The sequence below is a fragment of the Actinopolyspora sp. BKK2 genome, assembly GCF_011291845.1.
GTDB lineage: Bacteria > Actinomycetota > Actinomycetes > Mycobacteriales > Pseudonocardiaceae > Actinopolyspora > Actinopolyspora saharensis.
This window is the reverse complement of sequence record NZ_JAANTE010000001.1, coordinates 700,714-726,643: the sequence shown is the minus strand read 5'-3', so window position 1 is coordinate 726,643 and position 25,930 is coordinate 700,714. Positions and strand designations below refer to the sequence as shown.

General features: G+C 68.5%; 21 protein-coding genes, 2 pseudogenes and 1 CRISPR repeat array. Of the genes and pseudogenes, 13 read left to right on the top strand and 10 right to left on the bottom strand.

Annotated elements, in window-relative coordinates; all coding sequences use genetic code 11:
* The first annotated feature begins 94 nt into the window (after positions 1-94).
* From G9Q41_RS03205 to G9Q41_RS03190, 4 genes are all read left to right on the top strand, one after another.
* The gene (locus G9Q41_RS03205) at positions 95-2,098 is read left to right on the top strand and encodes a glycoside hydrolase family 31 protein (protein WP_092522620.1); all 2,004 of its coding nucleotides are present in this window, start codon (positions 95-97) and stop codon (positions 2,096-2,098) included.
* A 66-nt stretch (positions 2,099-2,164) separates the two neighbouring features.
* On the top strand, positions 2,165-2,857 hold the full coding sequence (locus tag G9Q41_RS03200; RefSeq protein ID WP_165631315.1) for a hypothetical protein: 693 nt from the start codon (positions 2,165-2,167) through the stop codon (positions 2,855-2,857).
* A gap of 192 nt (positions 2,858-3,049) precedes the next feature.
* Positions 3,050-3,481, top strand: coding sequence for a hypothetical protein (locus tag G9Q41_RS03195; RefSeq protein ID WP_092521118.1), 432 nt, complete (start codon positions 3,050-3,052; stop codon positions 3,479-3,481).
* A gap of 151 nt (positions 3,482-3,632) precedes the next feature.
* Positions 3,633-4,427, top strand: coding sequence for a VOC family protein (locus tag G9Q41_RS03190; protein ID WP_165631316.1), 795 nt, complete (start codon positions 3,633-3,635; stop codon positions 4,425-4,427).
* 233 nt (positions 4,428-4,660) lie between these two features.
* Here the strand turns inward: G9Q41_RS03190 and G9Q41_RS03185 are convergent.
* Together G9Q41_RS03185 and G9Q41_RS03180 are read right to left on the bottom strand one after the other, a co-directional pair.
* A pseudogene (locus G9Q41_RS03185) lies at positions 4,661-5,666 on the bottom strand (IS481 family transposase).
* A 306-nt stretch (positions 5,667-5,972) separates the two neighbouring features.
* On the bottom strand, positions 5,973-6,434 hold the full coding sequence (locus G9Q41_RS03180; RefSeq protein ID WP_092521126.1) for a luciferase family protein: 462 nt from the start codon (positions 6,432-6,434) through the stop codon (positions 5,973-5,975).
* A gap of 90 nt (positions 6,435-6,524) precedes the next feature.
* Here G9Q41_RS03180 and G9Q41_RS03175 point away from each other — a divergent pair, with 90 nt between their 5' ends.
* Positions 6,525-7,043 carry a MarR family winged helix-turn-helix transcriptional regulator gene (locus G9Q41_RS03175; protein ID WP_092521127.1) on the top strand — a complete coding sequence of 173 codons (519 nt, stop codon included), beginning with the start codon at positions 6,525-6,527 and terminating at the stop codon, positions 7,041-7,043.
* 23 nt (positions 7,044-7,066) lie between these two features.
* Here G9Q41_RS03175 and G9Q41_RS03170 read toward each other — a convergent pair whose 3' ends face one another.
* The 7 genes from G9Q41_RS03170 to G9Q41_RS03140 all read right to left on the bottom strand — a co-directional run bounded on the left by G9Q41_RS03170 (position 7,067) and on the right by G9Q41_RS03140 (position 14,942).
* Entirely contained in the window at positions 7,067-7,630 is a 564-nt protein-coding gene (locus G9Q41_RS03170; protein WP_092521128.1) for a flavin reductase family protein, read from the bottom strand.
* Entirely contained in the window at positions 7,627-9,072 is a 1,446-nt protein-coding gene (locus tag G9Q41_RS03165) for a dihydroorotase family protein (RefSeq protein WP_092521129.1), read from the bottom strand. Before G9Q41_RS03165 ends, G9Q41_RS03170 begins: the two co-directional genes overlap by 4 nt.
* Positions 9,060-10,208: an acyl-CoA dehydrogenase family protein gene (locus G9Q41_RS03160; protein ID WP_207630374.1), complete on the bottom strand. Its 1,149-nt coding sequence runs from the start codon at positions 10,206-10,208 to the stop codon at positions 9,060-9,062. The genes G9Q41_RS03165 and G9Q41_RS03160 overlap by 13 nt, the downstream gene beginning before the upstream one ends.
* The gene (locus G9Q41_RS03155) at positions 10,199-11,233 is read right to left on the bottom strand and encodes a PrpF domain-containing protein (RefSeq protein WP_092521130.1); all 1,035 of its coding nucleotides are present in this window, start codon (positions 11,231-11,233) and stop codon (positions 10,199-10,201) included. Before G9Q41_RS03155 ends, G9Q41_RS03160 begins: the two co-directional genes overlap by 10 nt.
* Positions 11,233-13,038, bottom strand: a complete 1,806-nt coding sequence (gene asnB, locus G9Q41_RS03150; RefSeq protein ID WP_165631317.1) for an asparagine synthase (glutamine-hydrolyzing) — start codon at positions 13,036-13,038, stop codon at positions 11,233-11,235. Before asnB ends, G9Q41_RS03155 begins: the two co-directional genes overlap by 1 nt.
* A 5-nt stretch (positions 13,039-13,043) precedes the next feature.
* Entirely contained in the window at positions 13,044-13,748 is a 705-nt protein-coding gene (locus G9Q41_RS22555) for a cupin domain-containing protein (RefSeq protein ID WP_207630375.1), read from the bottom strand.
* A gap of 594 nt (positions 13,749-14,342) precedes the next feature.
* Positions 14,343-14,942, bottom strand: coding sequence for a TetR/AcrR family transcriptional regulator (locus G9Q41_RS03140; RefSeq protein WP_165631319.1), 600 nt, complete (start codon positions 14,940-14,942; stop codon positions 14,343-14,345).
* A gap of 418 nt (positions 14,943-15,360) precedes the next feature.
* Between G9Q41_RS03140 and G9Q41_RS03135 the strand changes: the two genes are divergently transcribed.
* The 8 genes and pseudogenes from G9Q41_RS03135 to G9Q41_RS03100 all read left to right on the top strand — a co-directional run bounded on the left by G9Q41_RS03135 (position 15,361) and on the right by G9Q41_RS03100 (position 23,149).
* Positions 15,361-15,783 (top strand): heme-binding protein, encoded by a 423-nt coding sequence (locus G9Q41_RS03135; protein ID WP_165631320.1) that lies wholly within the window; start codon positions 15,361-15,363, stop codon positions 15,781-15,783.
* A 407-nt stretch (positions 15,784-16,190) separates the two neighbouring features.
* Positions 16,191-17,399 carry a Cmx/CmrA family chloramphenicol efflux MFS transporter gene (locus G9Q41_RS03130; protein WP_092521135.1) on the top strand — a complete coding sequence of 403 codons (1,209 nt, stop codon included), beginning with the start codon at positions 16,191-16,193 and terminating at the stop codon, positions 17,397-17,399.
* A 168-nt stretch (positions 17,400-17,567) separates the two neighbouring features.
* Entirely contained in the window at positions 17,568-17,753 is a 186-nt protein-coding gene (locus G9Q41_RS03125; protein WP_092522624.1) for a tautomerase family protein, read from the top strand.
* A gap of 148 nt (positions 17,754-17,901) precedes the next feature.
* Complete coding sequence (locus G9Q41_RS03120) at positions 17,902-19,491, top strand: BBE domain-containing protein (protein WP_165631321.1); 1,590 nt, start codon at positions 17,902-17,904, stop codon at positions 19,489-19,491.
* Entirely contained in the window at positions 19,481-20,197 is a 717-nt protein-coding gene (locus G9Q41_RS03115) for a DsbA family protein (RefSeq protein ID WP_165631322.1), read from the top strand. The genes G9Q41_RS03120 and G9Q41_RS03115 overlap by 11 nt, the downstream gene beginning before the upstream one ends.
* A 31-nt stretch (positions 20,198-20,228) precedes the next feature.
* Positions 20,229-21,722 (top strand): FAD-dependent monooxygenase, encoded by a 1,494-nt coding sequence (locus tag G9Q41_RS03110; RefSeq protein ID WP_165631323.1) that lies wholly within the window; start codon positions 20,229-20,231, stop codon positions 21,720-21,722.
* A gap of 818 nt (positions 21,723-22,540) precedes the next feature.
* A pseudogene (locus G9Q41_RS22550) lies at positions 22,541-22,672 on the top strand (transposase); the annotation flags it as partial.
* 45 nt (positions 22,673-22,717) lie between these two features.
* The gene (locus G9Q41_RS03100; RefSeq protein WP_165631686.1) at positions 22,718-23,149 is read left to right on the top strand and encodes a VOC family protein; all 432 of its coding nucleotides are present in this window, start codon (positions 22,718-22,720) and stop codon (positions 23,147-23,149) included.
* 247 nt (positions 23,150-23,396) lie between these two features.
* Positions 23,397-23,607: a CRISPR direct-repeat array (repeat unit 28 nt; unit sequence GTAGGCCCCGCGCACGCGGGGATAGACC).
* 113 nt (positions 23,608-23,720) lie between these two features.
* Here the strand turns inward: G9Q41_RS03100 and G9Q41_RS03095 are convergent.
* The gene (locus tag G9Q41_RS03095; RefSeq protein ID WP_165631324.1) at positions 23,721-25,709 is read right to left on the bottom strand and encodes an anthranilate synthase family protein; all 1,989 of its coding nucleotides are present in this window, start codon (positions 25,707-25,709) and stop codon (positions 23,721-23,723) included.
* Between the last annotated feature and the right edge of the window lie 221 nt (positions 25,710-25,930).

Sequence of the window (25,930 nt, the reverse complement as noted above, 5' to 3'; positions counted from 1 at the left end):
GAGCGCTTCGCGGGGACAGCGGTGGTCACTGCCGGGCGCGCTGCCCGGGGCTGCCGGGTCGGCGCCGTCCTGTTGAGACGACGAGGAGCTGTTGATGCTGGAAAGCCGCGAGGGCGGGCGAGTGCTCGAGGTGCGGGTGCGGCACGAGGTGATCCGGATCGAGCCGTGGGGCCGGGACGGCCTGCGGGTGCGGGTGGGCCGGCACGGCGTGGTCGACGATGTCCCCGGGGCGCTGCTCACTCCCCGGGAGCGGCCCGATGTGGACGTGCTGATCGAGCGGGATCACGGGCGGATCGTCAACGGTGCGCTGGCCGCGGTGGTCGAGCTCGTGCCCACCGACACCGGTCTGGTTCCGGTGCTGGCGTTCCGGCGCGGTGACACGGGCGCGGAGCTGCTCGGCGAGCGGCGCGCCCACTTCTGGTGGCCGGGCCCGCGGTCGTTCTTCGAGCACGGCGGTGGCTACGGCAGGTTGGAGCAGCGGTTCCACGCCTACGAGGACGAGAAGCTGTTCGGGCTCGGCCAGCACACGCACGGCAGGCTGGACCAGAAGGGGCTGGTGCTGGACCTGGTGCAGCGCAACGGCGAGGTGTCGATCCCGTTCCTGGTGTCCAGCCGTGGCTACGGGCTGCTGTGGAACACGCCCGGTGTGGGCCGGGTGGAGCTGGCCGAGAACGGGACCCGGTGGGTGGCCGACTCCGCGCGGGGCATCGACTACTGGGTGACCGCGGGCGACGGCCCGGCGGAGATCATGGAGCGCTACGCCGAGGCCACCGGTCATCCGCCGATGCTGCCGGAGTGGGCCAGTGGGTTCTGGCAGTCGAAGCTGCGCTACCGCGACCAGGAGGAGCTGCTGTCGGTGGCCCGCGAGCACAAGCGGCGGGGGCTGCCGATGTCGGTGATCGTGACCGACTTCTTCCACTGGACGCACCTGGGGGACTGGCGGTTCGACCCGGCCGAGTGGCCGGACCCGGACGGGATGGTGCGCGAGCTGGAGGAGCTGGGCATCAGGTTGATGGTCTCGATCTGGCCGTCGGTGAGCCCGTTGAGCGAGAACTTCCCGGAGATGCGGGACAACGGGCTGCTGGTGGACACCGAGCGCGGGGTTCCGGTGCACGCCCCGTGGCACGACAAGGGGTTCGGCACGGCGATGCCGGTCGCCTTCTACGACCCGACCAACCCGCGTGCGCGGGACTTCGTGTGGGAGCGGGTCAAGCGCAACTACTACGACAAGGGGATTCGGGCGTTCTGGTTGGACGCCTGCGAGCCGGAGCTGCAACCCGGCCACCCGCACAACCTGAGCTTTCACGCCGGTCCGGGCTCGGAGGTCGCCAACGTCTACCCGCGGGAGGGGGCGCGGGCCTTCCACGAGGGCAGCCGCGCCGCCGGTGACGACGAGGTGGTGCTGCTGTGCCGCTCGGCGTGGGCGGGAAGCCAGCGCTACGGGGCGGCGCTGTGGTCGGGTGACATCCCGGCCACGTGGGACTCGCTGCGGGCGCAGGTGCGGGCCGGGCTCAACGTGGCGCTGTCGGGGATCCCGTGGTGGACCACCGACATCGGCGGTTTCCACGGCGGGGATCCGGACTCGCCCGAGTACCGGGAGCTGGTGGTGCGCTGGTTCCAGTACGGGGCGTTCTGCCCGCTGTTCCGGCTGCACGGTGTGCGGGAGCCGCGGATGCCGTTCGGCCCGGACATGACCGGAGGGCCCAACGAGGTGTGGTCCTACGGGGACGAGGCGCTGGAGCTGATCGGTGAGACGTTGTGGCTGCGCGAGCGGTTGCGGCCCTATCTGAGCGAGCAGATGCGCGTGGCCCACGAGAGCGGGGTGCCGCCGATGCGTCCGCTGTTCGTGGACTTTCCCGCCGACGAGCGGGCCTGGCTGGTCGAGGACGGTTTCCTGCTCGGGCCGGATCTGCTGGTCGCCCCGGTGCTGCACGCCGGGCACCGGGATCGCGAGGTCTACCTTCCCGCCGGTGCCGTGTGGACGGACGCCTGGACCGGGCAGCGGCACACCGGGGGTGCGGTGGTGACGGTGGACGCTCCGCTGGGGCGGATTCCCGTGTTCCTGCGCGACGACGCCGAGGTGCCGGTGCGCGGGTGAACGCGGTGGGGCGCGGTGCGCGGTGGTGCCGCGCCGGTGCGGAAGAGTCAGGAGGAGGTAGCAGCGATGCGATTACCCAGGTTGGTCACCGTGGCCGTGGCCGTGCTGGCCACGCTCGGGCTCGGTGCGGGCGCGGCTTACGCGGCCGTGTGGGAGTCGTCGGAGAAGTTCGCGACCTGGTCCGATGGTGACTACATCGTGCGCAACAACATCTGGGGCAGTGGTGCCGGGTCCCAGACGATCTGGGCGAACTCCCACGGTGACTGGGGGGTGGCGGCCGATCATCCGAACACCGGCGGGGTCAAGTCCTACCCGCACGTGGGCAGGACCGTGGACGAGTCGGTCGGCGCGATCGACGGGTTGAGCAGCGAGTTCGCCGTCACCGCGCCGGAGGCGGGCTCGTACGCCACCGCCTACGACATCTGGGTCGACAACCACGACTACGAGATCATGCTGTGGATGAACCAGCACGGTGCCGTCGGGCCCCTCGGGTCCCGGGTGGACACCGTCGAGGTCGGTGGGCACCGGTGGGACGTGCACCGGGGCTCGAACGGCTCCAACGAGGTGTTCTCCTTCGTGCGCACCGGTGACACGAGCTCGGGGACGGTGGACGTCGAGGCGGTGCTGGACTGGATCGTCCAGCGCGGCTGGTTCGACTCCGGTGCCACGGTGGGTGAGGTCCAGTTCGGATTCGAGATCACCTCGTCCAGCGGTGGGCTGGACTTCGCCACCAGCCGCTACTCGTTGAGCGCGAGCTGACGACGCCGCGGTGCGGTTCGGCGGGTCGCCTCGCGGTGGCACCCCTCCGCGGGGCGGTCCGGTCGTTGCCGGAGGCGGGTGGCGGGTTTTCCCGCCCGGTCGGGGGAGTCGCTGACGGGTTCGTGCGCGCGGTGATCGCGGTATCGTGATACGACGGTTACGCACGGTTGCACCGCGGGAGGAGCGGACGGTATGGACACGTGGTCGTCGACCGGGTGGGCAGCGATCTACGAGACCGAGGTGGAGGGCGAGCGCAAGCGCCGCTTCACGCCGGTACAGCGGTGGGGCGACGCGGGCGAGCCGATGGTGGTCGACGATTCCGAGCAGCACTGCCTGGTCGACGCGCGCACGGTGGAGGGCTTCGCGGGGCTGGACGTGTGCGCCCAGGTGGCCGGGGTGGCGTCGGCGGCGCCGGGCTGGTCGGTGTCGATCAAGTACCCCGGTGGGGACACGGAGACGCGGGCCGTGGCGGCCTGGGTGATCGAATCCGACGGGTCGGCGCAGCCGCTGGTGCCCGAGCACACGGGTGAGGGGCCGGTGACCGGTCTGATCCCGGCCGGGGCCGACATCGTGGACGAGTACCGGCTGCAGTGCTCGATCGACGTGGTGCCGCCGGGGAGCTGACCCGGCTGTTTTCCAGTTCTGCCTGTAATTGGGAGTTTTCCACAGCCCGGCCTGCGCTGCGGCTCGTTCGGTGGGGTCGGGTTCGGGCCGCGCGAGTGTCGGTGCTCGGTGTCAGAGTGACGGCGTAGCCACTCTCACGAGGGGAAGCGTCATGATCACTACTGATTTCGCGGCCGGAGCACCGTGCTGGCTCGACCTGGGGGTGCCGGACCCGGCGGGTGCGCAGGACTTCTACGGGGCGGTGTTCGGCTGGCGGTTCGAGTCGATGGATCCGGAGAGCAACCGCTACGGGGTGTTCCGCTCGCGCGGCAAGGTCGTGGCGGGGCTGGGGTCGCTCGACGAGGAGGGGGCTCGCCCGGCCTGGATGATCTATTTCAACGCGGCCGATGCCGACGAGGTGGCCGGCAGGGTGCGCCGGGCAGGCGGTGGGGTTCGTGTGGAGCCGTTCGATGCCGACGGCCAGGCGCGACTGGCCCAGTTCACCGATCCGCTGGGGGCGGAGTTCGCGGTGTGGCAGCCTCGTGGCAGCCGGGGGCTGGAGGCGGTCGACGAGTCGGGCTCGTTGATGTGGGTCGAGTTGTTCACCACCGATTCGGCCGCCGCCGTGGAGTTCTACGGCTCGTTGTTCGGCTGGAGCACGCGGGAGGTGCCCATGCCCGATGGGCAGGGCGCGTATTCGATCATCCGCCCGGCGGGCGGGGAGGAGAACCGCGCGCACGGCGGGATCGTGCAGGTGGGGGCTGACTTCTTCGACCAGCACGCGGGCAAGCCGTATTTCCACCCGGTTTTCGCCACCGCCGACTGCGACGCGGCGGTGGCGCGCGTGAGTGACGGCGGCGGGATCGTGAACATGGGCCCGGAGAGCACGGAGGGGGTGGGCCGGCTGGCGGTGTGCTCCGATCCGTTCGGCGCCGACTTCGTGGTGCTGGCTCCCGATCCGAGCTGACGGTCGGGGTCGTCGACGGGGTGTTGGCGGCACGTTCTCGCGGGAGGAGGGTGCACCGGGAACGAGCGAATCGGCCCCGGCGGGGCGTGGTGGTCGCTATGATCATCAGTGACGGGTCCGGTGCCGTCGTGCCGGCTGCGGGTCGGAGGCGGGACCTGGGCCTTCCGCGTCTGCCGTGCAGATCCGTTCGCCTTGTTGGGGGCCGAATTTGCCTTTCCTGTCCCGGATTCGCATCAACCCGTTCCGCGAGCAGAGCCGGAAGTTGTTGACCAGCTGCATGAGTTCTGGAGGTTGGTAACGCCTGCGTGCAGGCGTGAGGCCGGTGGCCGGTTTCCGGTCACAGTGTGGGGTCGATGGTAGTTGTCGTGGATGTTCCACACGTGTAGTGCCTGGGTGCGCTGGTGTTCGCTGGGCCAGGTGCGGGCGTAGAGGAACTCCTCAGCCAATCCGGTTGTAGCGTTCGACTTTGCCGTTGTGCCGGGGTGGTAGGGGTGATGCGCTGATGCTGGTTCCGCGCAGCACGGTGGCGAAGTCGCCGGCGCGGTAGCAGGTCCCGTTGTCGGTCATGATCCGCTGGATGAGTGTGGTGCCGTGTACGGCGAAGAACGCGCGTGCCCGGTGGGTGAATGCATGCGCTCGCCGTGCTGGCTTTCTCGTGCGGGAGCATCTCGGCGCAGGCCAGTCACGAGTGGCCATCGGCCGCGGAGTGCGGGGGAGACATATCCGGGCCGGGAACCGGCGGTCTTGCGGCGTTCGACGGTCGTGGGCCCGCCAGCCGCCGGATGTGGCCGACTTTCTTCACGTCGAGGTGGACCATGTGCCCGGCCCAGCTGGCGGTGATCATCCGCCGGGGCGTGCGGTTCAAGGCGCCGGTGGTGTCGATAAACCGGTGACGGTGCAGACCCAAGTGGTGCGGCTGGCGAGTGACCGTGCGGTGAGTTGTGCGCGCACCCTCGGTGGCCAGATCACTCGTGATTCGGTTCGCACACCACGTGCGGGCCCGCCGCCGTGATTCGATGCGGGCCACAGTTTGGCCGGGTGTGGTCGTCGGGTGCCGGTGCGGCGTCGAGGGCCGGTCGGCCAAACCGAGTTCACCGAACCGACGGTAGCGTGGTTGACCCACTTCGAGGAACACTGCCGCGAAATCCCCATATCAGCGGTGACATGAGCGATCGGACGACGCTGGCACCGAGCGACGCGACGACCCTCGATAGACAGCAGGGCATTACTGTGTGCCACGGGACGGTCCTTGCGGTTCGACGGACGAGGGACTTGGCGGTTCTCATCCAGCCGCCGCAAGACTCGTCCCTCCCACTCCGGCCTCACCCGGCGTCACAAGATCCCGCCCCGCAACAGCTGGCCCTCCCGGACCTACGCAACGCGAGTCGTGCGGGTGAGCTCCGATCGCGCGCACGTGCGAGGGCGAGAGTCGGTGTCACGTGATCGGACCACTGTCGACCGCCCGGGGCGGCGATCTCCGGCGAGATCACCGCCCCGGTACGGGAACATCACCACGAAAACCGCGGCCCTTGGACGAATTCCCGGTCACACCTCGCTCTCGACCCCACGCGCGTAGTTGTAGGAACGCAGCAGGATCCTCCACACGACCTCGATCTCGTCACGGTCGCGGGGACCGTAGACCAGCTGGGTGTTCTGGATCGGGTGAGGTACGCCCCAGCCCGCCTCGGTCACCAGCTTCTTGACCGTGGCCGGCAGGGTCATGTGCAGGCTGCTGTCCTGCACTGGATGCATGTGGGCGAACTCCCTGGCCCGTTTTATGAAGGCGTCGTCGGAACCGGTGCCGAAGTCCTGGGCGAGGTGGATCGCACGCGCCTCCGGGTAGGGGACGTGAGTCGGGGCGACGTAGACGCCCGCCAACGAGCGCATCCGCCCCCAGAGCTCCTCCTGCAGGTGGGTCGGTGCGGTCTGGTCGAGCTGGCCGTGTGGTACCGGCCCCCTGGTGCGCGGTTCCGGCCCGGGGCGCTCCGGCAGGTTGAACGTGGACATTACCCCTCCAGTGGGTGACACGCTTGGTATTTGTTCTCTTACCTGAAGTTATTTTTTCGTCGAACTGTGTTATGGAGTACAATTGCTGGTATGACTGTCGCGGCGAACATGCCAGTGGACGGCGTCGAGGCGACCGTCCAGCGGTGGGGTGCTCAGCGCCCCGACCTCGACGTTTCTCCGATAGCCGTGATTGGGTGGCTGACCACCGCGTCCCGGCAGATCGAACGGCGCCTGTCCGCCGTGCTGACCGAGTACGATCTGCAGAGCTGGGAATTCGACGTGCTGGCCACGCTGCGGACCGACGGCGAGCCCTACGAGATGTGTCCTGGAACGATCGGGGGGCATCTGCGGGTTTCCAACAGTGCGATGACCAACCGGATCAACCGCCTGGAGGAGGCCGGGCTGGTTGAGCGGCACTTCAGCCCGCACAACCGGCGGATCATCATCATCCGGCTCACCGAACAGGGTGTCGAGGTGACCAACCGGGCGATGAACGCCTACCTGGCCGAGGGCAGGAACGCGCTCGAGGCGCTCAGCCGGGAGGAGGTCGACCAGCTTTGCGGCCTGCTTCGCAAGCTCAGCACCGAAACCACCGCCGAGTCGGAGTGACCGCTCCGCGACGAGCGCACCGGTCATGATCCCGCTCCCGAGCTCGCGACGGTCAACGGCTCGACGCGGCGGAATCGTCGCGCCTGGTAGACCAGCGGGTCGCCACGGGTGGTACTGATCTCCACCGGCCTGCCGAGCAGAATGCTGTGGTCCCCCGCGTCCACGGTCTCGACCCGGCGGCACTGCAACCGCGCCAGCGCATCCGGATGAGTGGGCGCCCTCCGGCCACCGGCCACGAACCCGGAACCGCTGAAGCGGTCCGCCACCGGTTTGGCGAAGCGTTCCGCGAGCTCCCGCTGCTCCGCCGCCAGCACGCTGACCGCGAAGTTCTCGCACTCGGCGAAAACACCGTGAGAACGCGCCGACTTGGCCTGGCAGACCAGCAGCAGCAGCGGATCCACCGAGACCGAGGCAACCGAGCTCGCCGCGAAACCGATGGGCTCGGCGTGCTGGTTCAACGTGGTCACCACGCACACTCCGGCGGCCAGTGAGGACATGGCCTCCTTGAACTCGGCGACCAGTTCCTCGTGTGCCGGTTCCTCGCGCGCGGGCGCTCCCGAATCGAGGGTTACGACGGTGCGGCTCAACGATGCTCACTCCCAACGAGGTTCGCGGTACCGGGGTCGGTCGCGGACTCCCCCGCTCCCCGCTCGTCCAGCCAGACGCCGTCGGGTTCGCCGAACCACGCCGCTCCCGCTCGATCGCGGCTGAACACCGTGCGCCCGGCACGGATGGTCCGCTCGACCCGACCGGTGAACGTCCACCCCTGGTAAGCCGACCAGCCGCAGCGTGACCGGACTCCCTCCTCGTCGAGCATCCAGTTCGCGTCGGGATCGAACACGACCAGATCGGCGTCGGCACCCGGCCGGATCTCCCCCTTCCGCTCCAGCCCGAACATTCCCGCGGGGCCCTCGCCCAACAACCGGACGGCGACGCGCAGCAGCTCGTCGGTGTGCCGCTGCGGCAACCGCCTGCGCAGCCCGGTGAACAGGGCGGGGAACAGCTCCTGCACCCCGGGGAGGCCGGGCGGGGCATCCTCGGGTGAGCGGACCTTGTCGGAGAGCTCGTGCGGCGCGTGGTCACTGCCCAAGCAGGAGGCCTCGCCGTCGATCACCGCCGACCAGAGCCTTTCCTGATCGGTCCTGTCCCTGATCGCCGGGCTTAGCCTGATGCGGGCCCCCATGCGTTCCGTGTCCTCGGCGGTGAAGGAGAGGTGGTGCGCGGTGACCTCGAAACTCACCGGCAGTCCGGCGGCGCGTGCGGCGCTGAGCAGGTCGGCCTCCTCCCGGGACGAAACGTGCAGCACGTGGATGGGTGTGCCGTACCTGCGCACCAGCTCGATCAGCTTGGCGACCGCCACCACACCACCGCTTCGCGGCCGCAGCCGCTCGTAGTCGCGGTAGCGCCCCGGGACGCCGTGCCACTGGTCGAGCAGGTCGAAGACCTCGCTGTCCTCCGCGTGGAACAGCAACCGGAGCCCGTTGTCGGCTCCCCTGCGGAACAGCCCCTCCAGGGACTCCGCGTCACGGAGCACGTTCGGGGCGGTGTGGTGCCCGGCCAGGAAGGCCTTCGCGGAAGTGGCCTCCCTCGGGGTGAACCGCTCCAGTCGTTCCAGCCCCGACGGGTCCACCCCCGCGTGAAAGCGGTAGTCGACGAGACTGGTGCCCGCGATCTCCGCGTGCTTGTCGTGGGCGTCCGAGGGGTCGAACAGGGGTGGCTGGGTGTTCGGCATGTCGATCACGGTCGTGATCCCGCCGGCCACGGCCGCGCGGGAACCGTGCGCCCAGTCCTCCTTGTGCGTGAGACCGGGTGTCCGGAAGTGCACGTGGGAGTCGATCAGGCCGGGAAGCAGGTATCGTCCCTGCGCCGGGATCGTGCTCGCGGCGACCGCCTCGGTCCCCGGTTCCAGCAGCCTGGCGACTCGTCCCGCCGAAACGGCGACGTCCAGCCGTCGCACACCGTCTCCGGTGACCACGCGGGCACCGCGAATCAGCAGGTCGAACGTCTCGCTCGGAGTCACACCGTCCATGAGGTACTCACCAGTTCCCTGCTCAGATCGTTGGTCGGGCCCATGAGCGCGACAGCTCTGGCGTCGCGCTGCATGCGGTTGATCGGGTTCGTGCTGACGTAGCCGGTGCTCCCGAGCATGCGCGCGAGCGCCTGCACCACTTCCTCGGAGGTCTCGGCTGCGAAGATCTTGCTGTACAACGTCGTGTTCCCGGGAGCGCCCGAGGTTCCGGCCCCCGCACGTTCGACCAGCCCACGGGCGGCCTCGACCCGTGCGCGCAGCTCCACCAACCGGTGCCGCTGCGCCTGGTGCCCCAGCACCCCCTTGTTCCGGGCGAACTCCTGCACCAGGTCGCAGGCGGACTCGGCGATGCCCAGCGAAACGGCCCCCAGCGTGGCCCCCGAACGCTTGACCTCGGCGATGATGCTGCCCGCCTCGTCCCGCGGCCCGAGCAGGGCGTCACCGGGCAAGACGCACTCGTGCAGCTGGACGAAGCCCGTGGCCGAGGAACGCATGCCCACCAGATCGAGACCGGTGTCGGGGCGAATGCCCGGATTGTCGGCGGGGATCAGGAAGAAGCTCTGCCCGTGGGCACCGTAGGAACTATCGAGGTCACGCACGTCGGTGCTCTGCGCGAGCACCAGATAGACATCCGCAAGCCCCGCACCGGTCGTGAAGGCCTTGCCGCCGCTGACGGACCAGCTGCCGTCGGAGGACTCCTCGGCCACGGTGGACAGGTTCTTCTTGTCCGCGCCGGCTCCGGACTCGCTCCACGCCGAGGCGGCCAGCATGTGTCCGGAGGCGAGCTCGGGAAGCAGCTTCTCCTGCTGTCGCCGGGTGCCCCGCTCGACGATCCTCGCGCACACCGCCAGGTGCTGGAAGGCGATGATCGCGACCGAGGGATCGTAGTAGGCGAGCTGGGCGATGGTGCGATTCAGCTCCAGGAAGTCGGATCCCGAACCGCCGAACCGCTTGGGCACCACCAGGCCGACGACGTCGGACTCGCGCAACGCGGTGAGCACCTCGGTATCGGGGCTGCCACGCAGGTCCGAGGCAGAGCTCCGCTCGGCGAGCAGTCGGAGAAGCTCCTCGCGTCCCGTCGGGTGCTCTCGCGCGAAGGCTTCGTCGATGTGCACGTCCAGTTCGGTCACAGACACAGCAGTTCGTCCTTTCTGGTGTGTGGGCGTAGTGAGTCGATGTCCACCGCCCCGCGGAAGACGACCTCCTTGTGCGGCACGCTGACCCAGGACAGCGTGCTCGAGAGCCCGGCCCCGGAGACGGCCGCGGAGGCCACCGTGGCTCCGCCCGGAGTGCGGATGGTCAGCGGAAGTCCCGGTCGTGCGGCGGAACCCGCCAGGACGTTCGGAACAGTGCCCTCGATCTTGGTCGCGGCCCCCAGGCACACCGCGCCGGTCAGTGCGATCGTGGGGTGCCACGAGGGCACCGAGAGGGCACGTACCGCGAGCGTGGCGTCGCCGTCCGGCAGCAGCGCGGCGATCTTGGGGAAGGCGCCCTCCGGCGGCAGTCCCGCGTGCACCGCCGCCGAACGACGGATCTCGCTCAGCGAGTCGTAGAGCCGGCCGTTGTCACCGAACAGCTCGTCGACATCGCTGACGCCCAGATCCGCTGCGGAGACGAAAACGTACGGGTTGCCCGCCGATACCTGACTGACCCGGATACCACCATCCGAAGTGGAAAGACCTGTCACCGGCTGCCCGTCCCGCAGCAGGCTGTCCAATCGGGCCTCCTGCTGACGCAGGAAGTGCACCGTGAAGGTGGTCCGGTCCCGGACCGACTCGTCGACCTCGCAGACCACGCGGTCGTTGTTGTTGGTAACCCGCACGCGGATCCGGTGTTCGGGCGCCAGCTTCGGGATCCAGCCCAACCGGCTCGCCACGACGACCGAGGCCAGGATCGAATGACCGCAGCTCCCCCTGAAGTCGAACCGGTTCACCGCACCGGGCAGGACCTGCACGAAGCGGTAGTCCAGATCGAAGAGCGGATGCCGGGAGGGCGCGATCAGCGCGATCTTGGTGATGTCGTCGAGACCTCGTTCGCACAGCCAGTCGGTCGCGTCTCGCAGCGCACCGGCCAGTTCCTCCTCAGTACCAGGAAGTGAGTCGGCACTGAGCACCAGCGTTGAGCTGGGCGCTCCGGTGGCTGCCGCTATGTGGGTCAGCATCAGACGGTCTCCTCCGCGAGTTCCCGGTGTGCACCTGTTCCGGCCCCCATTCGCCGGATCCAGACCTGGTGGATCATCAACGACCACACGGCCAGTGCCTTCTCGTCGGTGGGCTCGGCGGCCTGGTGATCGATCAGCTCGCCGACCGCCCGCGGGTCGAGTCGCCCGTCCCCGGCGACCTCGTCGGGGGACAGGGTCTGCCTCGCGAATTCGAGGAGCTTGTTGCCCTCGGTCAGCATCGAGGTAATCGGCAGCGTGAAAGGCTGTTTGCTCCGGTTGAGGACCGAATCCGGCAGCCGCCCCTTCGCCGCCGCGTAGAGCGCGCGCTTTCCCTCGTCACCCCTGATTCGCAGATCTCGGGGGAGTCCACGCGCCAGCCGTGTGACCTCGGGTTGGCAGAACGGGAGGCGGACCTCCACCGAGCTGGCCATGCTCAGGTGGTCGACACGTCGCAGGTGGTAGGCGGGAAGACGTTCGTCCACCTCGAGCTCGGTGATCGCCTCCAGCCTGTCCCTGCCGTCGGCCAGCAGATCGTGCTTGATCCGTTCCGAAGCGGTTCCCTGCCGCCGCAGGTGATCCCGGTACTCCGCGGTGTACAACCGCTCGCGCAATCCACGTGGGACAGCCGCCAACGACTCCACGTACCGGTCGGCCCAGTCCGATCCGTCCCGCAGCGCCTGCCGCATCCGACCGTAACCACCGAATATCTCGTCGGCGGCGTCGCCGGTGACGGCCACCTTGAAGCCCGCGTCGTGCACCGCCCGGAACAGCACGTAGGTGCTGATCGTGATCGGGTCGGCGTTGGGTTGCCCCAGGTGCCAGACGACTTCGTCGAGCAGATCCGGGAAGTCCTCCGGATCGGACTCGACCTGGTGGTAGTTGGTACCGGCGTACTCGGCGACGGCACGGGCGTACTCACGTTCGTCGAACGGCCAATCACCCCGGTAGGCGATGTTGAAGCTGTGTAGGTCCGGAACACCGGGAGCCAGCAGCGCCGTGACCAGGCTGGAGTCGAGTCCGCCGCTGGTGATGGCCGAGACCGGGACATCTCCGAGCCGCAGCCGCCCCACCTCGCGGGAGAGGACCTCGCGGAGCCGTTCCCCGGCCTGGTTCAGATCACCGGTCTCGACGTCGGCCGGGGCGGGGGTCCTGCGGTGCACTCGCAGGCCGGAACGCTCCGTGAACTCCGCCGTGGCCGCGCGCGGCAACACCCTCACCGCGGCGAACATGGTGCGTTCCCCGAAGGGCGTCTTGGTGGATAGGTACGAGTCCAGCCCTTCGGTCCACACGCTCCGGTCGACTCCCGGCATGCTCAGCAGAGCGGGGAGCTCGGAGGAGAACGACAGGGTGCCCGTCGAGGGGTCCTGGTGGTAGTACAGGGGCTTCATGCCGGCCTCGTCCGTGGCCAGCACCAGTTTGGGCTCCGCGCGCAGGTCCACCACGGCCACGGCGAACATCCCGTCCAGGTGTTCGGGGAAGTCGGTGCCGTAGCGGTGGTACAGCGCGGGCAGGATCGAGCCGTCGCAGTGGTCGGTGAAGGTGTACCCGAAACCGCGCAGCCGTTCGCGCAGTTCGCGGTGGTTGTAGATCTCACCGTTGAACACCACGTGGATGGAGTCCCCCAGGGTGTACGGCTGCTCCCCGTGATCGAGATCCACTATGGCCAGTCGATTGTTGCCCAGGGCCCAGGTGTCGGCGCCGTGGTGGGTCTGCGCGTCCGGCCCGCCGTGGCGCTGCAACCGGGCGACCGCCCGTAATCGATCGTCGGGTACGTGGCCCCCGAAGTGTCCGTAGATGCGGCACATGCTGGTTACCTCACTTCCGCCGAGACACCCGCGCGGGCGTAGAGCACTGGGTCGAAGGGGGTGGGACCGCCGCAGGTGACGAAGTTCGGTGCCTCCGCGTCCTCGGCCGGATAACTGGTTCCGTGGGGCACGCCCGGTGGGGCGAAGAGCACGTCGCCCGCCTCCGCCTCGTACCAACCGTCCTCGAGGTAGAACTGCCCACGCCCTTCGAAGGCGATGAAGGCCTCCTCGCTTTCCGGATGCACGTGCACGTTGAAGGTCTGGCCCGGCTGCATGGTTCCGCAGTGCAGGCAGAGCCTGTTGCTGCCGGTGCCGGGCCAGAAGACGAAGTTCATGACGGCCGTCTCGTCCCTGGCCTGGACTTCACCGGTCCCGGTGAAACCGCGCAGTTGCGTCTCGGTGTTGCCCAGTTCGCTGCTGATCCGGGGACTACGGGAGCGTGGTTCGTCTCCCAGCAGCCCGGTGCGCCACACGTAGACCATCAGTCCTTCGTCGCCCGCGCCCAGCTCCAGGGTTCGCCCCGTCGGGGAGTACAACGCGTCCCCCCTGCGCAGCGGGGACCGCTCGGAAGTCACGTCCCCGTGGCCGTCGCCGCGGAACACCACCACGACGTTCTCCTCCTCCAGCGCCCAGCCGAGCCGCCACACGCTGCCGGGCAGAATGTCAACGACGTTCAGCGTGACTTTCTCGGCGCCGATAGCGGGCCCCACCGGTTCTGTTACGCGCCCCCAATCGAATGACGAGTAAACGAAATCGGAATTCTTGACAATAGCGGCCTGCGCCACACCCGTGGTCATCGATTCACACCAATCAGATGCATTTCCCGTCGGCCTTCCGCCGACGCCGACGACAAACCTATGGGCAGACAAACAGAAACGTCAAGACACGATCGTCATTTTCCGAAAAATCATACCCGAGAATCCGTTCGGACCATTAACGGTACGAACGTCGCAGCTTTTCACTACTACAAACGGAGCACGGATCGACTCGGTCGAACATTTCGGACGAAACCGTTGCCACAATACGAGCACGTGCAGGTGAACCTGCATCCGGCGCCGCGCCCCCACCTCGACTACCAAAGCAGAGCCACCAGGAAGAATACAAACGAAACAGGATCTGCGCAGGGACGACGACCAATCACCACAAGAAAGAATCTTTATGGTAAATGATCTGGAAGAACTGCCGAGAGCAGTTCCGGCCCGCCGGGAGGATCGAACATCCCGGCGGGCTGAAACATCAACACAACCGGTCGTCATCGAGGAAAATCAAGACGAGCCGCCCGATAACCTCCCCCGGGGGGCGGCTCATCGATTATTCTCCTCCAGCGGGACGACCGTCAGCGCTGTTTCTATGATCCCTTGCAGCATTTTCTCGTCCGGGTACACCGCGCTCATGACGCGGACCCCCTGGATCACCATCGCGAAGAAGTCGGAAATACGCTGAACATTGGCGTCCTCCGGTATCTCACCGAGCCCCCTGGCGGTGTGCAGGGAGGCGGAGAGCAATTCCCGCAGAGCCGTGATCGCGTCCTGGACGATCCTGTGCGTTCCCGGATCGTGCGGGACGCGCTCGATCACCGCGTTGACCAGCATGCAGCCAGGACGCCCCGGAACAGCCAGCGCGTCCTCGATCCGCCCGGTGAGCAGGTTCCACAGTGCTTCGCGGATGGGCATCTGCCGCAGCAGCTGCGAACGCATGATCTCCGTTACCTGCTCGACGTATCGTTGCAGCGCCTTCGCGTACAGGTTCTCCTTGCTGTGGAAGGCCGCGTAGAGCGACCCCCTCCCGACCCCGGCGGCTTCGGCCAGGTCCTGGACAGAGGTGGCCTCGTAACCCTTCTCCCAGAAGACCCCCATCACCTGCAGCAGTACACGGTCAGTGTCGAACTCTCGTGCACGTCCCATCGCAACGCTAACCTTTCTGGTACAGAGCGTCAACAAAACAAGCCACGCCCCCTCTTCGCTTCGCACTCAACCGGCTTTTCTACTGTCCGGTAACCGTGCTCTCGCCTGCAAAGGCGCCATGTGAACTCCAAGAAACCCCTGGTGAACGAGCCCTGAAGGTTCCCTCGTGCAAACGGTACTTCACACGAGGTCACCCCTCGTTCCTTGACTGCTCGTACCAGAAAAAGTGCCTGATCTTGCGACATCGCGTTGCTTCACGCCGCACTGTCCGCTAACGTACTATTCGCCATCAAATGGTCCGCTGTTGAAACATCTCCGCGCGCGTCCCCTGCCGGCCCCACCGCGACGCGGTGGACCGGACACGTGGAGAGTTCACCTCTCGGTGTTGACCAGCGAAAACAACTAACGGGGAGCAAGAATGAACAAGGTAGTGCAACGTTCGAGCATCAGCGACGAACTCGCGGGCCGGATCGTGCGTGCCGCCGACGAGGCCGCCAAGCAGGGCGAACAGCGATTCGCCGTCGCCGTGGTCGACGAGTCCGGCCAGCTGAAGGCCTTCCTGCGGCAGGACGGCGCCAAGCTCAACGCCGTCCAGGTCGCCCAGGACAAGGCCTACACAGCCGCTTCGTCGAAGATGTCCACCGAAACCTGGTCGGAGAAGCTCTCCGCGGACGCCGTACTGGGAGCGGCGGCTCCGACCACCATCGACCGGCTCGCTCCGATGGGTGGCGGACTGCCGATCGTCGTCGACGGGGAGACCGTGGGCGCCGTCGGTGTCTCGGGCGCGCACTGGACCGACGACGTCAAGATCGCCGAAGCGGGGTTGCGGGCCCTCGACTGAGAGCTCGATCGGCAACCGCCGGTTCCGGCTCGGATGCTCGACCCGCGTGGTCCTGGTGGCCCGGAGCGCGCGAGCCAGCCACCTCGCTGGGAAGGAAGCGGGGTTCGTGGCACGGCCCCCGCCAGAGGTCCCCTACCGACATGGGCGGGCACCGTCCCGCGTGGGCGACAGCCGAGCCGGCGGGCAGGCCCTCCCGCAACGAGTTCCGAAGACCGTGACCGTCCGCTCGGGAACGGCCGCCCCTCGGCCGTTCCCGCCCCCGGGTGACACCGCGGAGCGGAAGCAACCGGTGCAGGCGCCACCGCGACCGCGGGAACGCGAACCCCGGCTCGCACGCGGGCAACCGGTCATCCACGCAAGATGCACCGCAGGATTCGCGCTGCGGAATCCCACTCCCTGGAGAATCCATGCCCATCGCACTGTTCGTCCTCGGGTTGACGGTGTTCAGCCTGGGAACCACCGAATTCATGATCGCCGGGCTGCTGCCCGAGCTGGCAGCGGGATTCGGAGTCTCACTGCCCGACGCCGGGCTGCTGATATCGCTGTTCGCCGTCGGCGTCGTCATCGGCGCGCCGACGATGACCGTGCTGACCGCGAGGGTCCCCAAGAAGGCCACGCTGGTCACCCTGCTCGTGGTGTTCGTCGTGGGTGAGAGCCTGGCGGCCGCCGCACCGAGCTACGGAGTGCTCATGGCCGCCCGCGTGATCACGGCGATCTCGCACGGCGCGTTCTTCGGCATCGGCGCCGTGGTGGCGGCGAACCTGGTACCGCAGGAGAAGAAGGCCCGCGCGATCGCGATCATGTTCGGCGGACTGACCATAGCCACGATCGCGGGAGTCCCCATGGGGACCTTCATCGGTCAGCACTTCGGCTGGCGGGCCACCTTCTGGGCCGTCGCCGTGCTCGGGCTGATCAGTCTGGTGGGTGTCAGCACGCTCATTCCGCACCAGCCGAAGGGTGAGCAGCCCGGCATCCGCAACGAACTGTCAGCCTTCGCGAACCCGAAGGTCTGGCTCGCGCTGGCCACCACGATGCTCAGCCAGGCAGGACTGTACGCCGCCTACACCTACATCGCCCCGCTGTTGACCAACGTGACCGACTTCCCCGAAACGGCCGTGGCCCCACTGCTGATGCTGTTCGGAGTGGGAAGTTTCCTCGGTACCGTACTCGGCGGCAGGTTCGCCGACCGAGGGCTGATGACCACCCTGACAGTCGGTCTGGTGCTGTTGAGCGGCATGCTGCTGCTGTTCAGCGCGACCGCGCACAACGGCGTGACCATGATCGCCACCCTGGGACTGTTCGGCGTGGCCAGTTTCCTGATCAACCCCGCCCTGCAGACCCGCGTGATGAACGAGTCGGAGGGTGCGCCGACGCTGACCAGCGCGAGCAACATATCGGCGTTCAACATCGGCAACGCCCTCGGCCCCTGGCTGGCCGGTCTCGGCATCAGCGCCGGATACGGCTACCTCGCACCCAGCTGGATCGGAGCGATCCTGGCAGCCGCGGCACTGCTGACCGCGCTGGCGGGAGCTGCCGCGGACCGGCGGCAACGGAGGGCGGCGACGGCCTCCCCCGCTGTCGCGAACAGGTCCGAACCCGCCGTTTCGTCCGGCTGAACGGCATCCGCGGGCGGAACGCGGGGAGTTCTCCACCGGGACCGGGCACATCGACGTCACGCGAGCAACTCGTGGGACGGGAACCGTGCCGTGACCCGGCTGGAGCCGCGAACCGAGCACCGCGGCAACCGGAGCAACCCGAGCAATCCCTCCCCTGAAAGGAAGATCATGCCGGTCGTAACGGTCAACTGGTGGTCCGGAGTGGACGGAACAGGCAGACGTGAGCTCGTCGAGGAGGTGACCCGCACGGTCTCGCGAATAGCCGAGTGCCCCGAAGCGGCGGTCACCGTACTGATCCAGGACGTGGAACGCAGCCACTGGGGGTCGGGTGGCGAGGTGGTCGAGGACCGCTGAGCTCGGAGGCCGTCCGACTCGACCCCGGGACCGGCCTTCGGGGACCAACCCTCGAGCAGCAGCACGGATGTCGGACGGGCTCCGCGGGCGCGTCGGCACGAGAGCACGCCGACGCGCCACCACCCGCGCAGCCGGCGAAAGGGAAACGATGCCAACAGCCAACAGTTCCGCTCCGACCGGGCGGCCGAGGTCCATAACTCCGACCGACGGCAGGTTCATCACCCTCACCAGCGGAATGAACCAGCGCTACCAGGCAGCTCCGGAGGTCGTCTACCTGCCGGAGTCGTCCGAGCAGGTGCGCGTGGCGGTCGGGGAGAGCGTCACCGCCGGCAACCGGATCTCGGTGCACAGTGGCGGACACTGCTTCGAGGACTTCGTCTTCAATCCGGAGGTCGAAGCCGTCGTGGACCTCTCCGCCATGAACGGTGTGTACTTCGACTCCGATCACCAGGCGTTCGCCGTTGAAGCCGGTGCACGGTTGCTCGACGTCTACGAAAGGCTGTACCTCGACTGGGGAGTCACCCTGCCCGGCGGGCTGTGCTACTCGGTCGGAGCGGGCGGACACGTGGCGGGTGGGGGCTACGGCCTGCTCTCCAGGCAGCACGGTCTCACCGTGGACCACCTCTACGGGGTCGAGGTAGTGGTGGTGGACGCGGAGGGACGAGCACGGCTGGTGACGGCCACCCGTGAACACACCGACCCCAACCGTGATCTGTGGTGGGGGCACACCGGTGGTGGCGGGGGCAACTTCGGGATCGTCACCCGCTACCTGTTCCGCTCGCCGGGAGCGGTCGGCGAACCACCGGAGCTGTTGCCCCAACCCCCGGACGAGGTGCTGCTGAACGCGGTGTCGCTGCCCTGGGAGGAGCTGAACCGCGAAGCGCTGACCACACTGCTGGGCAATTTCACCGGTTGGTACTCCGAGCACTCCGAGCCCCGCACCCGTGAGGCGGCGTTGTCCGGGATGCTCATGCTCAACCACAGCAGCAACGGCCACATCGGAATGCTCACCCAGGTGGATGCCGGGGTGACCGGGGCTGAGGACCTGCTGCGGGAACACCTCGAACGAGTCCTGGCGGGGACAGGGGGGACGCCCCGCCCGATGAACGCCCCGGTGGGCGAGTTCGCCCCGATGCCGGAGCTCGCCGACACGCGCAGACTGTCGTGGCTGCGGGCCGTCCGGTTGATCGGAACGAACACGCCCTACCTGACTGACCCGACGCTGCGCGGCGAGCACAAGTCCGCCTACGGACGAAACCGCGTTCCCGACTCCCGCGCGTCGGTGCTGTACGACCACCTGACCGCGCCGAGTCCGAACAATCCCAACAGCATGCTGGTGGTGATGTCCTACGGAGGTGCCATCAACACCGTCGGGACGTCGCAGACGGCATCCGCACAGCGGGACTCGCACTACAAACTGCTCTACCAGGCTTTCTGGCAGCACGAGGAGGAGGACGCGGAGAACATCGCCTGGGTCCGATCGCTGTACGAGCGAACCTACGCCGACAGCGGAGGCGTCCCCGTCCCCGACGAGTTCAGCGACGGCTGCTACGTCAACTATCCGGACGTCGACCTCGGCGACGAGCGGCACAACCGTTCCGGGACGGCGTGGCACGACCTCTACTACAAGGACAATTACCCCCGGCTGCAGCAGGTCAAGGCTCGGTGGGACCCCGGCGACGTGTTCCGGCACTCCCAATCGGTACGACTTCCCGGAGACACCGACGATGAGCACTGAGAACGACACCCGTACCACCACATCTGACGGAAACTCGCCGGTGACCGTGACGGTCTGGTCCGATCCGGGGTGCCCGTGGGCGACCCTGGCGCTGGAGACCCTGCGCCGTCTCGCGGGAGAGCGGGTGACGGTGGAGCACCGCGCGTTCCCGCTGGAGCTGTTCAACTCCAGACCCACGCCGCGCGAGATCGTCGACGAGGAGATCGCGGCCATCGCGGACTTCCTGCCCAGCCTCGGATGGCGCCGCTGGCGCAACGAGGACTCCGCCTACCCCGTCTCGATGCTTCCTCCCATGGAGGCGGTGCGCGCCGTAGCCTCGCTGCAGGGCCCGGTGGCCGCCGACGAGCTGGACGCCGCGCTGCGCGACGCGTTCTACCGCCGCAGCGAGTGCATCACGATCACGCCGACGATCCTGGAGGTCGCGGACCGCTGCTCCACTGTGGACACCGAGCTGCTCGCCGACGCGCTGCGCAGCGGCACCCACCGGGGAGCCGTTCACGAGGACTGGCGGACGGCACGGTCGGGAGCGGTCCGCGGCAGCCCACACCTGTTCACGCCGGACGGCAGGTCGGTGCACAACCCCGGTGCGGTCTGGGAGTCGCACGACGCGGCGGGCATGCGGCGGCCGGTGCTGCGTGACTACGACGAGAGCTGGGTCGAGAAGTTCCTCAGCCCGAGCCACCACCCTCGACCGGCCACCACCTGAGTGCGCCCTCGACCACGAAAGGCGGGCGAAGTTGAACGAGACGCACACCGATGTCCTCGTCGTCGGCGGAGGGCCTGTCGGCCTGCTGCTGGCCGACGAGCTCCGCTCGCGCGGAATCAGGGTGGTCGTGACGGAGGCCGAGGAGGAGATCAGGCAGGACCCCCGGGCGGGAACCCTGCACGCCCGGACGGTGCAGTCGCTGACCAGACGCGGCTACCTGCGCACACCGGCCACCAACCCCGGGAGTGCCGCTTCCGCGCCGTTCCACTTCGCCGGGCTGCCCGGACTCGCCATCCACGCACCCGCCTCCGAGGGGCCGCCGCTCGTGAACGTGCCGCAGATCGAGCTGGAGCGGGCGCTGGACGAACTGGCTCGCGAACTCGGCGTCGATCTCAGGCGGGGATCACGGGTCACCGAACTGCGGCAGGAGGACGGCGCGGTCGAGGTGACGGTGCGGGCCGCGGACGGTGAACATCGCATCAGGGCGGGATACGTCGTCGGGGCCGACGGTGCCCGGAGCACGGTACGTCGCCAGGCCGGTATCGACGCCGCCACCCACCCGCCCAACTTCGCGGCCGTGCTGGGGCTGGTGCGACTGGACCGGCCGGGAGAGATCCCGGGCGGGTGGACGCACGGCCCGCACGGGTGGACCCTGGTCAACCCGAACCCCGCCGGGCACAGCCGCGTGATCGTGCACGACTTCCGCAGGCCGCTGCCCGACCACCGCGCGCCGGTGGACCTGGACGAACTGCGCGAGCGGACGTCCCGGGTGCTGGGCTTCGAGGTAGGCATGAGTGATCCCGCGTTCCTCACCAGGTTCAGCGACTTCTGCCGACTCGCCGACGAGTTCCGGAGCGGCCGGGTGCTGCTGGCGGGCGACGCGGCGCACCTGCACTCGCCGCTCGGAGGGCAGGGGCTGAACCTGGGCCTGCAGGATTCCCTCAACCTGGGGTGGAAACTCGCGCTGGTCGCCTCCGGCTCGGCTCCCGCCGACCTGCTGGACACCTACCACGCGGAACGCCACGCGACCGCGCGCCGGGTGATCGACAACACGCGGGCACAGGCCGCGCTGATGCACCCGGGCGAGGAGTTCGACCCGCTGCGCGAGCTCTTCGGCGAACTGCTGAACCTGCGCCAGGCAAACGACCACGTGCAGGGAATGATCAGCGGGCAGGACGTGGTCCACGAACCTCTGGACTCCGCCGACGCGTGGCACGAGGGACACTTCCTCACCAATCTGGGAATGCGGATCGGTGGCGTCCACACGAGCGTGGCGGAACTGCTCGCCCGGGGCGCGGGGCTGTTGCTGCTGACCCCCGCCGCCCGTTCCGAACTTGCCGATGCCGCCCGGCAGTGGAAGGACCGTGTCGAAACCCACGAAGTGGAGCTTGGCGAGGAGCGTCCGTGGAGCGCCGCGCTCGTGCGCCCGGACGGGTACCTGGCGTGGACGAACGCGGCGGGCGGGACTTCGGCGAAGTCGTTGCGGGAGCACTTGGCCCACTTCTTCGGGCCGGGCGGAATCTGAGCGACCGGCCGTCGAAGCGTCGCGAGGACGGCTCGGCAGCGGTCCTCCCAATCGGGCATCATCCGGTCAGCCCGGAGATCCCCAGCCAGGAGGCCGCGGAGGCGAGGGTCGAGCGACCGGGGAGCCAGTTGCGGAGGCCCGACGATTTGCCCGGAAAGGCCGTGCTCGCGGAGCGCCTCCGGACGCGGTTGGCGGGAAATGGCGCGCGATCAGGCAGTGCACCACGACCAGCCTCTGGAGGACCACCGGAACCAGCACTCCGATCACGAGTGAGAGAGCACCGGGAGGTTGCCTCACGCCGTCGCGTGAACGATCAGTGCCAGATAGACGATCGCGAGCATGATCGTCTCGATGACCACGAAAGCGAGCAGGGACCCCGTACTTGCGCGGCGATCGTCAGGTTGAGGTGTCCGGGGACGACACGCCACTGCTTCCGGCGAGCAGCTAGAAGCCGACGAACGGCAGGAAGAGCGTGCTGACCCCGAGGAACATCCTGGCGACCAGGAGGTCGTTGTCCAGCAGCAGCCACGACGACGCCCAGCACCACGGCGGCGACCACCGGTGGGGGGCGTTCCGCGATTCCGCCCGGACGAGAGTACGAATCTCCCACGGACGGTGGACGACTCGTGGCTGGTGACCGAGTGCGTGCCCGTCCCCTCCGCGAGGGCAGAATCTAGTAGGGCTTCGCCAAAAGTTGATCTTCGGTGTGGTGGTCTCGATGTGACGCCGGAGTAGATGCAGGCGGTGCGGCCTCGTGCGGAGACGTTCGCGAGGCAGAGTTGGGCGGTCTGTCGCGGAGGGGGTAGCGGGCCAAGGGTGAGCTGTATGTGCGTGGGCTGCTGTTGGATGGCAAGCGCAAGTCGATGCAGCTGATGGCGCAGCGGCTTGAGGTGGATCATCAGCAGTTGCAGCAGCTCGTGGATGCTCGAAGGCTCGCTCGATCGAGTCCCGTTCGTCACCGGCGCTGCTCAGCTCGGCTGGGTAGCCTGCCACGCATGGCCATCGAACTTGAGAATGTCGGCATCGCCGTTCGCGATCTCGAAGCGACGATCGCCTTTTTCACCGACCTCGGGCTCACGGTCGTCGGCCGCGACGCGGTCAGTGGTGAGTGGGCCGACACCGCCGTCGGTCTCGACGGCAACCACGCCGACATCGCGATGCTTCGGACACCGGACGGGCACGGTCACCTCGAGCTCTTCGAGTACATCCACCCCGAGGCGATCGAGTCGGAGCCCGCTCGGCCCAACGAGATCGGCATGCACCGCGTCGCCTTCTCGGTCGACGACATCGACGAGGCCCTCGAAACAGCCGCGCGGCACGGTTGCTATCCGCTTCGTGGCGTGGCGACCTACGAGGACGTCTACAAGCTCACGTACGTCCGCGGGCCCAGCGGCATCATCGTGATGCTCGCCGAGGCGCTGAAGTAGCGCTGACGCTTGATCCGCCCGATCAGGGGTACCGACTTGGTCGAGGCCGTGAGCCTGTCCACCGGACCAGCATCTGTCGTGTCGTCGTTGTTTCCGAACGCCGCGATCGTCCCGCCCCGAGCACGGTCAGACACGTTTCCTGGCCGTCCTGGTTGTGCTGTCCCGGGACTTGAGGTGTCGGTGTTTCGTCCGGAGGAAAGTGGTTCCGAAAGCTCGATGCCGTTGATAAACTCCCAGCGCAGTAAGTGTAGGCCCCGCGCACGCGGGGATAGACCCCGCATGACACGGTTGACGGTGATTAGTCCACCGTAGGCCCCGCGCACGCGGGGATAGACCGGAGAAGCTGCACGACGTCGGCGAAACGCTGGGGTAGGCCCCGCGCACGCGGGGATAGACCCCGCACCGACCACGTAAGGATCTCTCGATAACCGTAGGCCCCGCGCACGCGGGGATAGACCAGCGCGGTTTTTCAGCATCGGCCGCGGGTAGGCGTAGGCCCCCGCACGTGCGGGGGTCCGTGGAGCTGCGTGCCGGTGGCCGGTGTGCGCGCCACACCGGCCACCGGGTGTTCTCAGCTGTCGAGAGGTCCCGGTGCGATCCCGGGCGCGAGCCGCTGGACGAGCTCGTGCACGGTCGCCCGGCCGTCGAGGGTGAGCACGGACTCCGGGTGGAACTGCACACCGGCGATGTTCGGCGCGCGGAAGGCGTGCACCTCGCCGCTGTCCGCATCGCGGCTGAGTTCGATCCCGCTGGTGTGCAGTCGCGCTGCCGTGTCCTCGTCGGCGTGAGCGGTGAAGGAGTTGTAGAACCCGACGGTGGAGCGCTGTCCGAAGAGGTCGATGTCGCGCTGCAGCCCCTGGTGCGGCCGCGTTTTGCGCAGCAGGGGCAGTCCGAGTTCGCGGCCGATCAGCTGGTGTCCCAGGCACACGCCCAGCAGCGGGTGCTCGTCCGCTCGGGCCTCGTGGACCAGCTGCTGGGCCAGTTCGCGCAGTCGGGCCATGCGGGCGTCGTCCTGGTCGTCGGGGTTGCCGGGGCCGGGCCCGAGCACGGTGAGTTCCGCCCGCGTGCCCAGCAGCTCGTCCGGTGGGGTGGCGTAGCCGCGCACGATCGGGTTCAGCCCGAGCGAGCGGAACACCTGCGCGAGCATGGCGGTGAAGCTGTCCCCGGTGTCGATGATCAAGGCTCGTCCGGTCGGGGCGGGGAGTTCTTCCCGCGGGCGCAGCCAGAAGGGGGCCAGCGAGTCGCGCCGGGCCGCCAGCCGTGCGGCGACCAGCGGGTCCCGCGTGAAGCCCCCGTCGGGGCGGGCGGGGTTCGTGGTGGCCGTTCGTTGGCGCACGCCCAGCGCGGTGAGCACGCCTGCTGCCTTGGTCCAGGTTTCGGCGACTTCCGAGGAGGGTTCCGAGTCCCGCACCAGGGTCGCCCCCACGGGCATGCGGACTCGCCCGTCGGGGGCGATGTCGGCGGCGCGGATGAGGATGGGCGAGTCGAGTCGCTGGCCTCCGCCGGAGTCGCGGGAGAACAGCGCCAGTGCTCCGGCGTAGTAGCCACGGCCGGAGGGTTCGTAGCGGCGGATCACGCGGCAGGCGTTCTCCAGCGGGCTTCCGGTGACGGTGGCGGCGAACGAGGTCTCGCGGAGGACGTCGCGCGCGTCCATCCCGGTGCGGCCGCGGATCTCGAACTCCGTGTGGGCCAGGTGCGCCATTTCCCGCAGGTAGGGCCCGTGCACGCGGCCGCCGCGGTCGCCGACCGCCGACATCATCTTCAGTTCCTCGTCGAGCACCATCGACAGTTCCGCGTTCTCCTTGGGGTCGGCGAGGAACCGCAGCAGGCCTGCGCGGTCGGGGCCGGTGTCGGGGTAGCGGTAGGTGCCGCTGATCGGGTTCATCACCGCCTCGCCGTCGTCCAGCCGCACGTGCACTTCGGGGCTGGCGCCCACCAGCGTTCGCCCGCCGTGCTCGTCGGCCTCGGGGCCTGCGTGCACGAGGAACGTCCAGTAGGAGCCGTGCTCGGCCCGCAGCAGCCTGCGGAACAGGGTCAGGGCCGAGTCGGTGCTGTGGTCGTGGATCCGGGCGGTGAAGTCGCGCCGGATCACGAAGTTCGCCCCTTCGCCGGTGGCGATCTCGTCGTGCACGATCCGCTTGACGGTTGCCGCGTAGGTTTCGTCGTCGACGTCGAAACCGTCCTCGTGCAGTGCGAGCTCGTGGTCGGGCAGGGCGTCGAGCACGTCGCGGGTGTCGAGCCGGTGGCTTTCCTCCACCCGGAGGACCCGCAGCGGGGTGCCGTCGTCGTGGCAGTCGAAGCCGCGTTCGCGGATCTGGCGGAACGGCACGAGCGCGAGGGCGTCGTGCCCGGCGCCGTGATCGGGAGCGCCCTGCGGCAGCGGGATCTCGGAGAGGTGCTCGACCGTGGTGATCGGCCCGATGAGCACTTCGACGGGGCCGGGTTCGTCGTGCTCGGGGTCCCAGCGGCGCAGCAGCGCGAAGGGCGGGCCGTCCGCGGAGCGCAGGCGGTCGATCAGTTCGGCGGCGGAGCCGGTCGTTTCGGTGTCCTCGGTGCTCATGGGGAGTCCTTCCGTGCCGTTGGAGGACCGCCCCGGGGAGGAAACCGGGAGGGAGTTCCCGGGCCACCTCGACGAGGCGGCCCGTGGGAGTGCGTCAGACGCGCAGGCAGCAGGCCGCCGTCGGCGGCCACCACGCGGTACTCGCGACCCCGGGGGCGGGGGTCGTGCGCACTAGCTGCGGCTGCATGGTTGCGAACCCTAGCACGCCGGTCGCGGTGCGC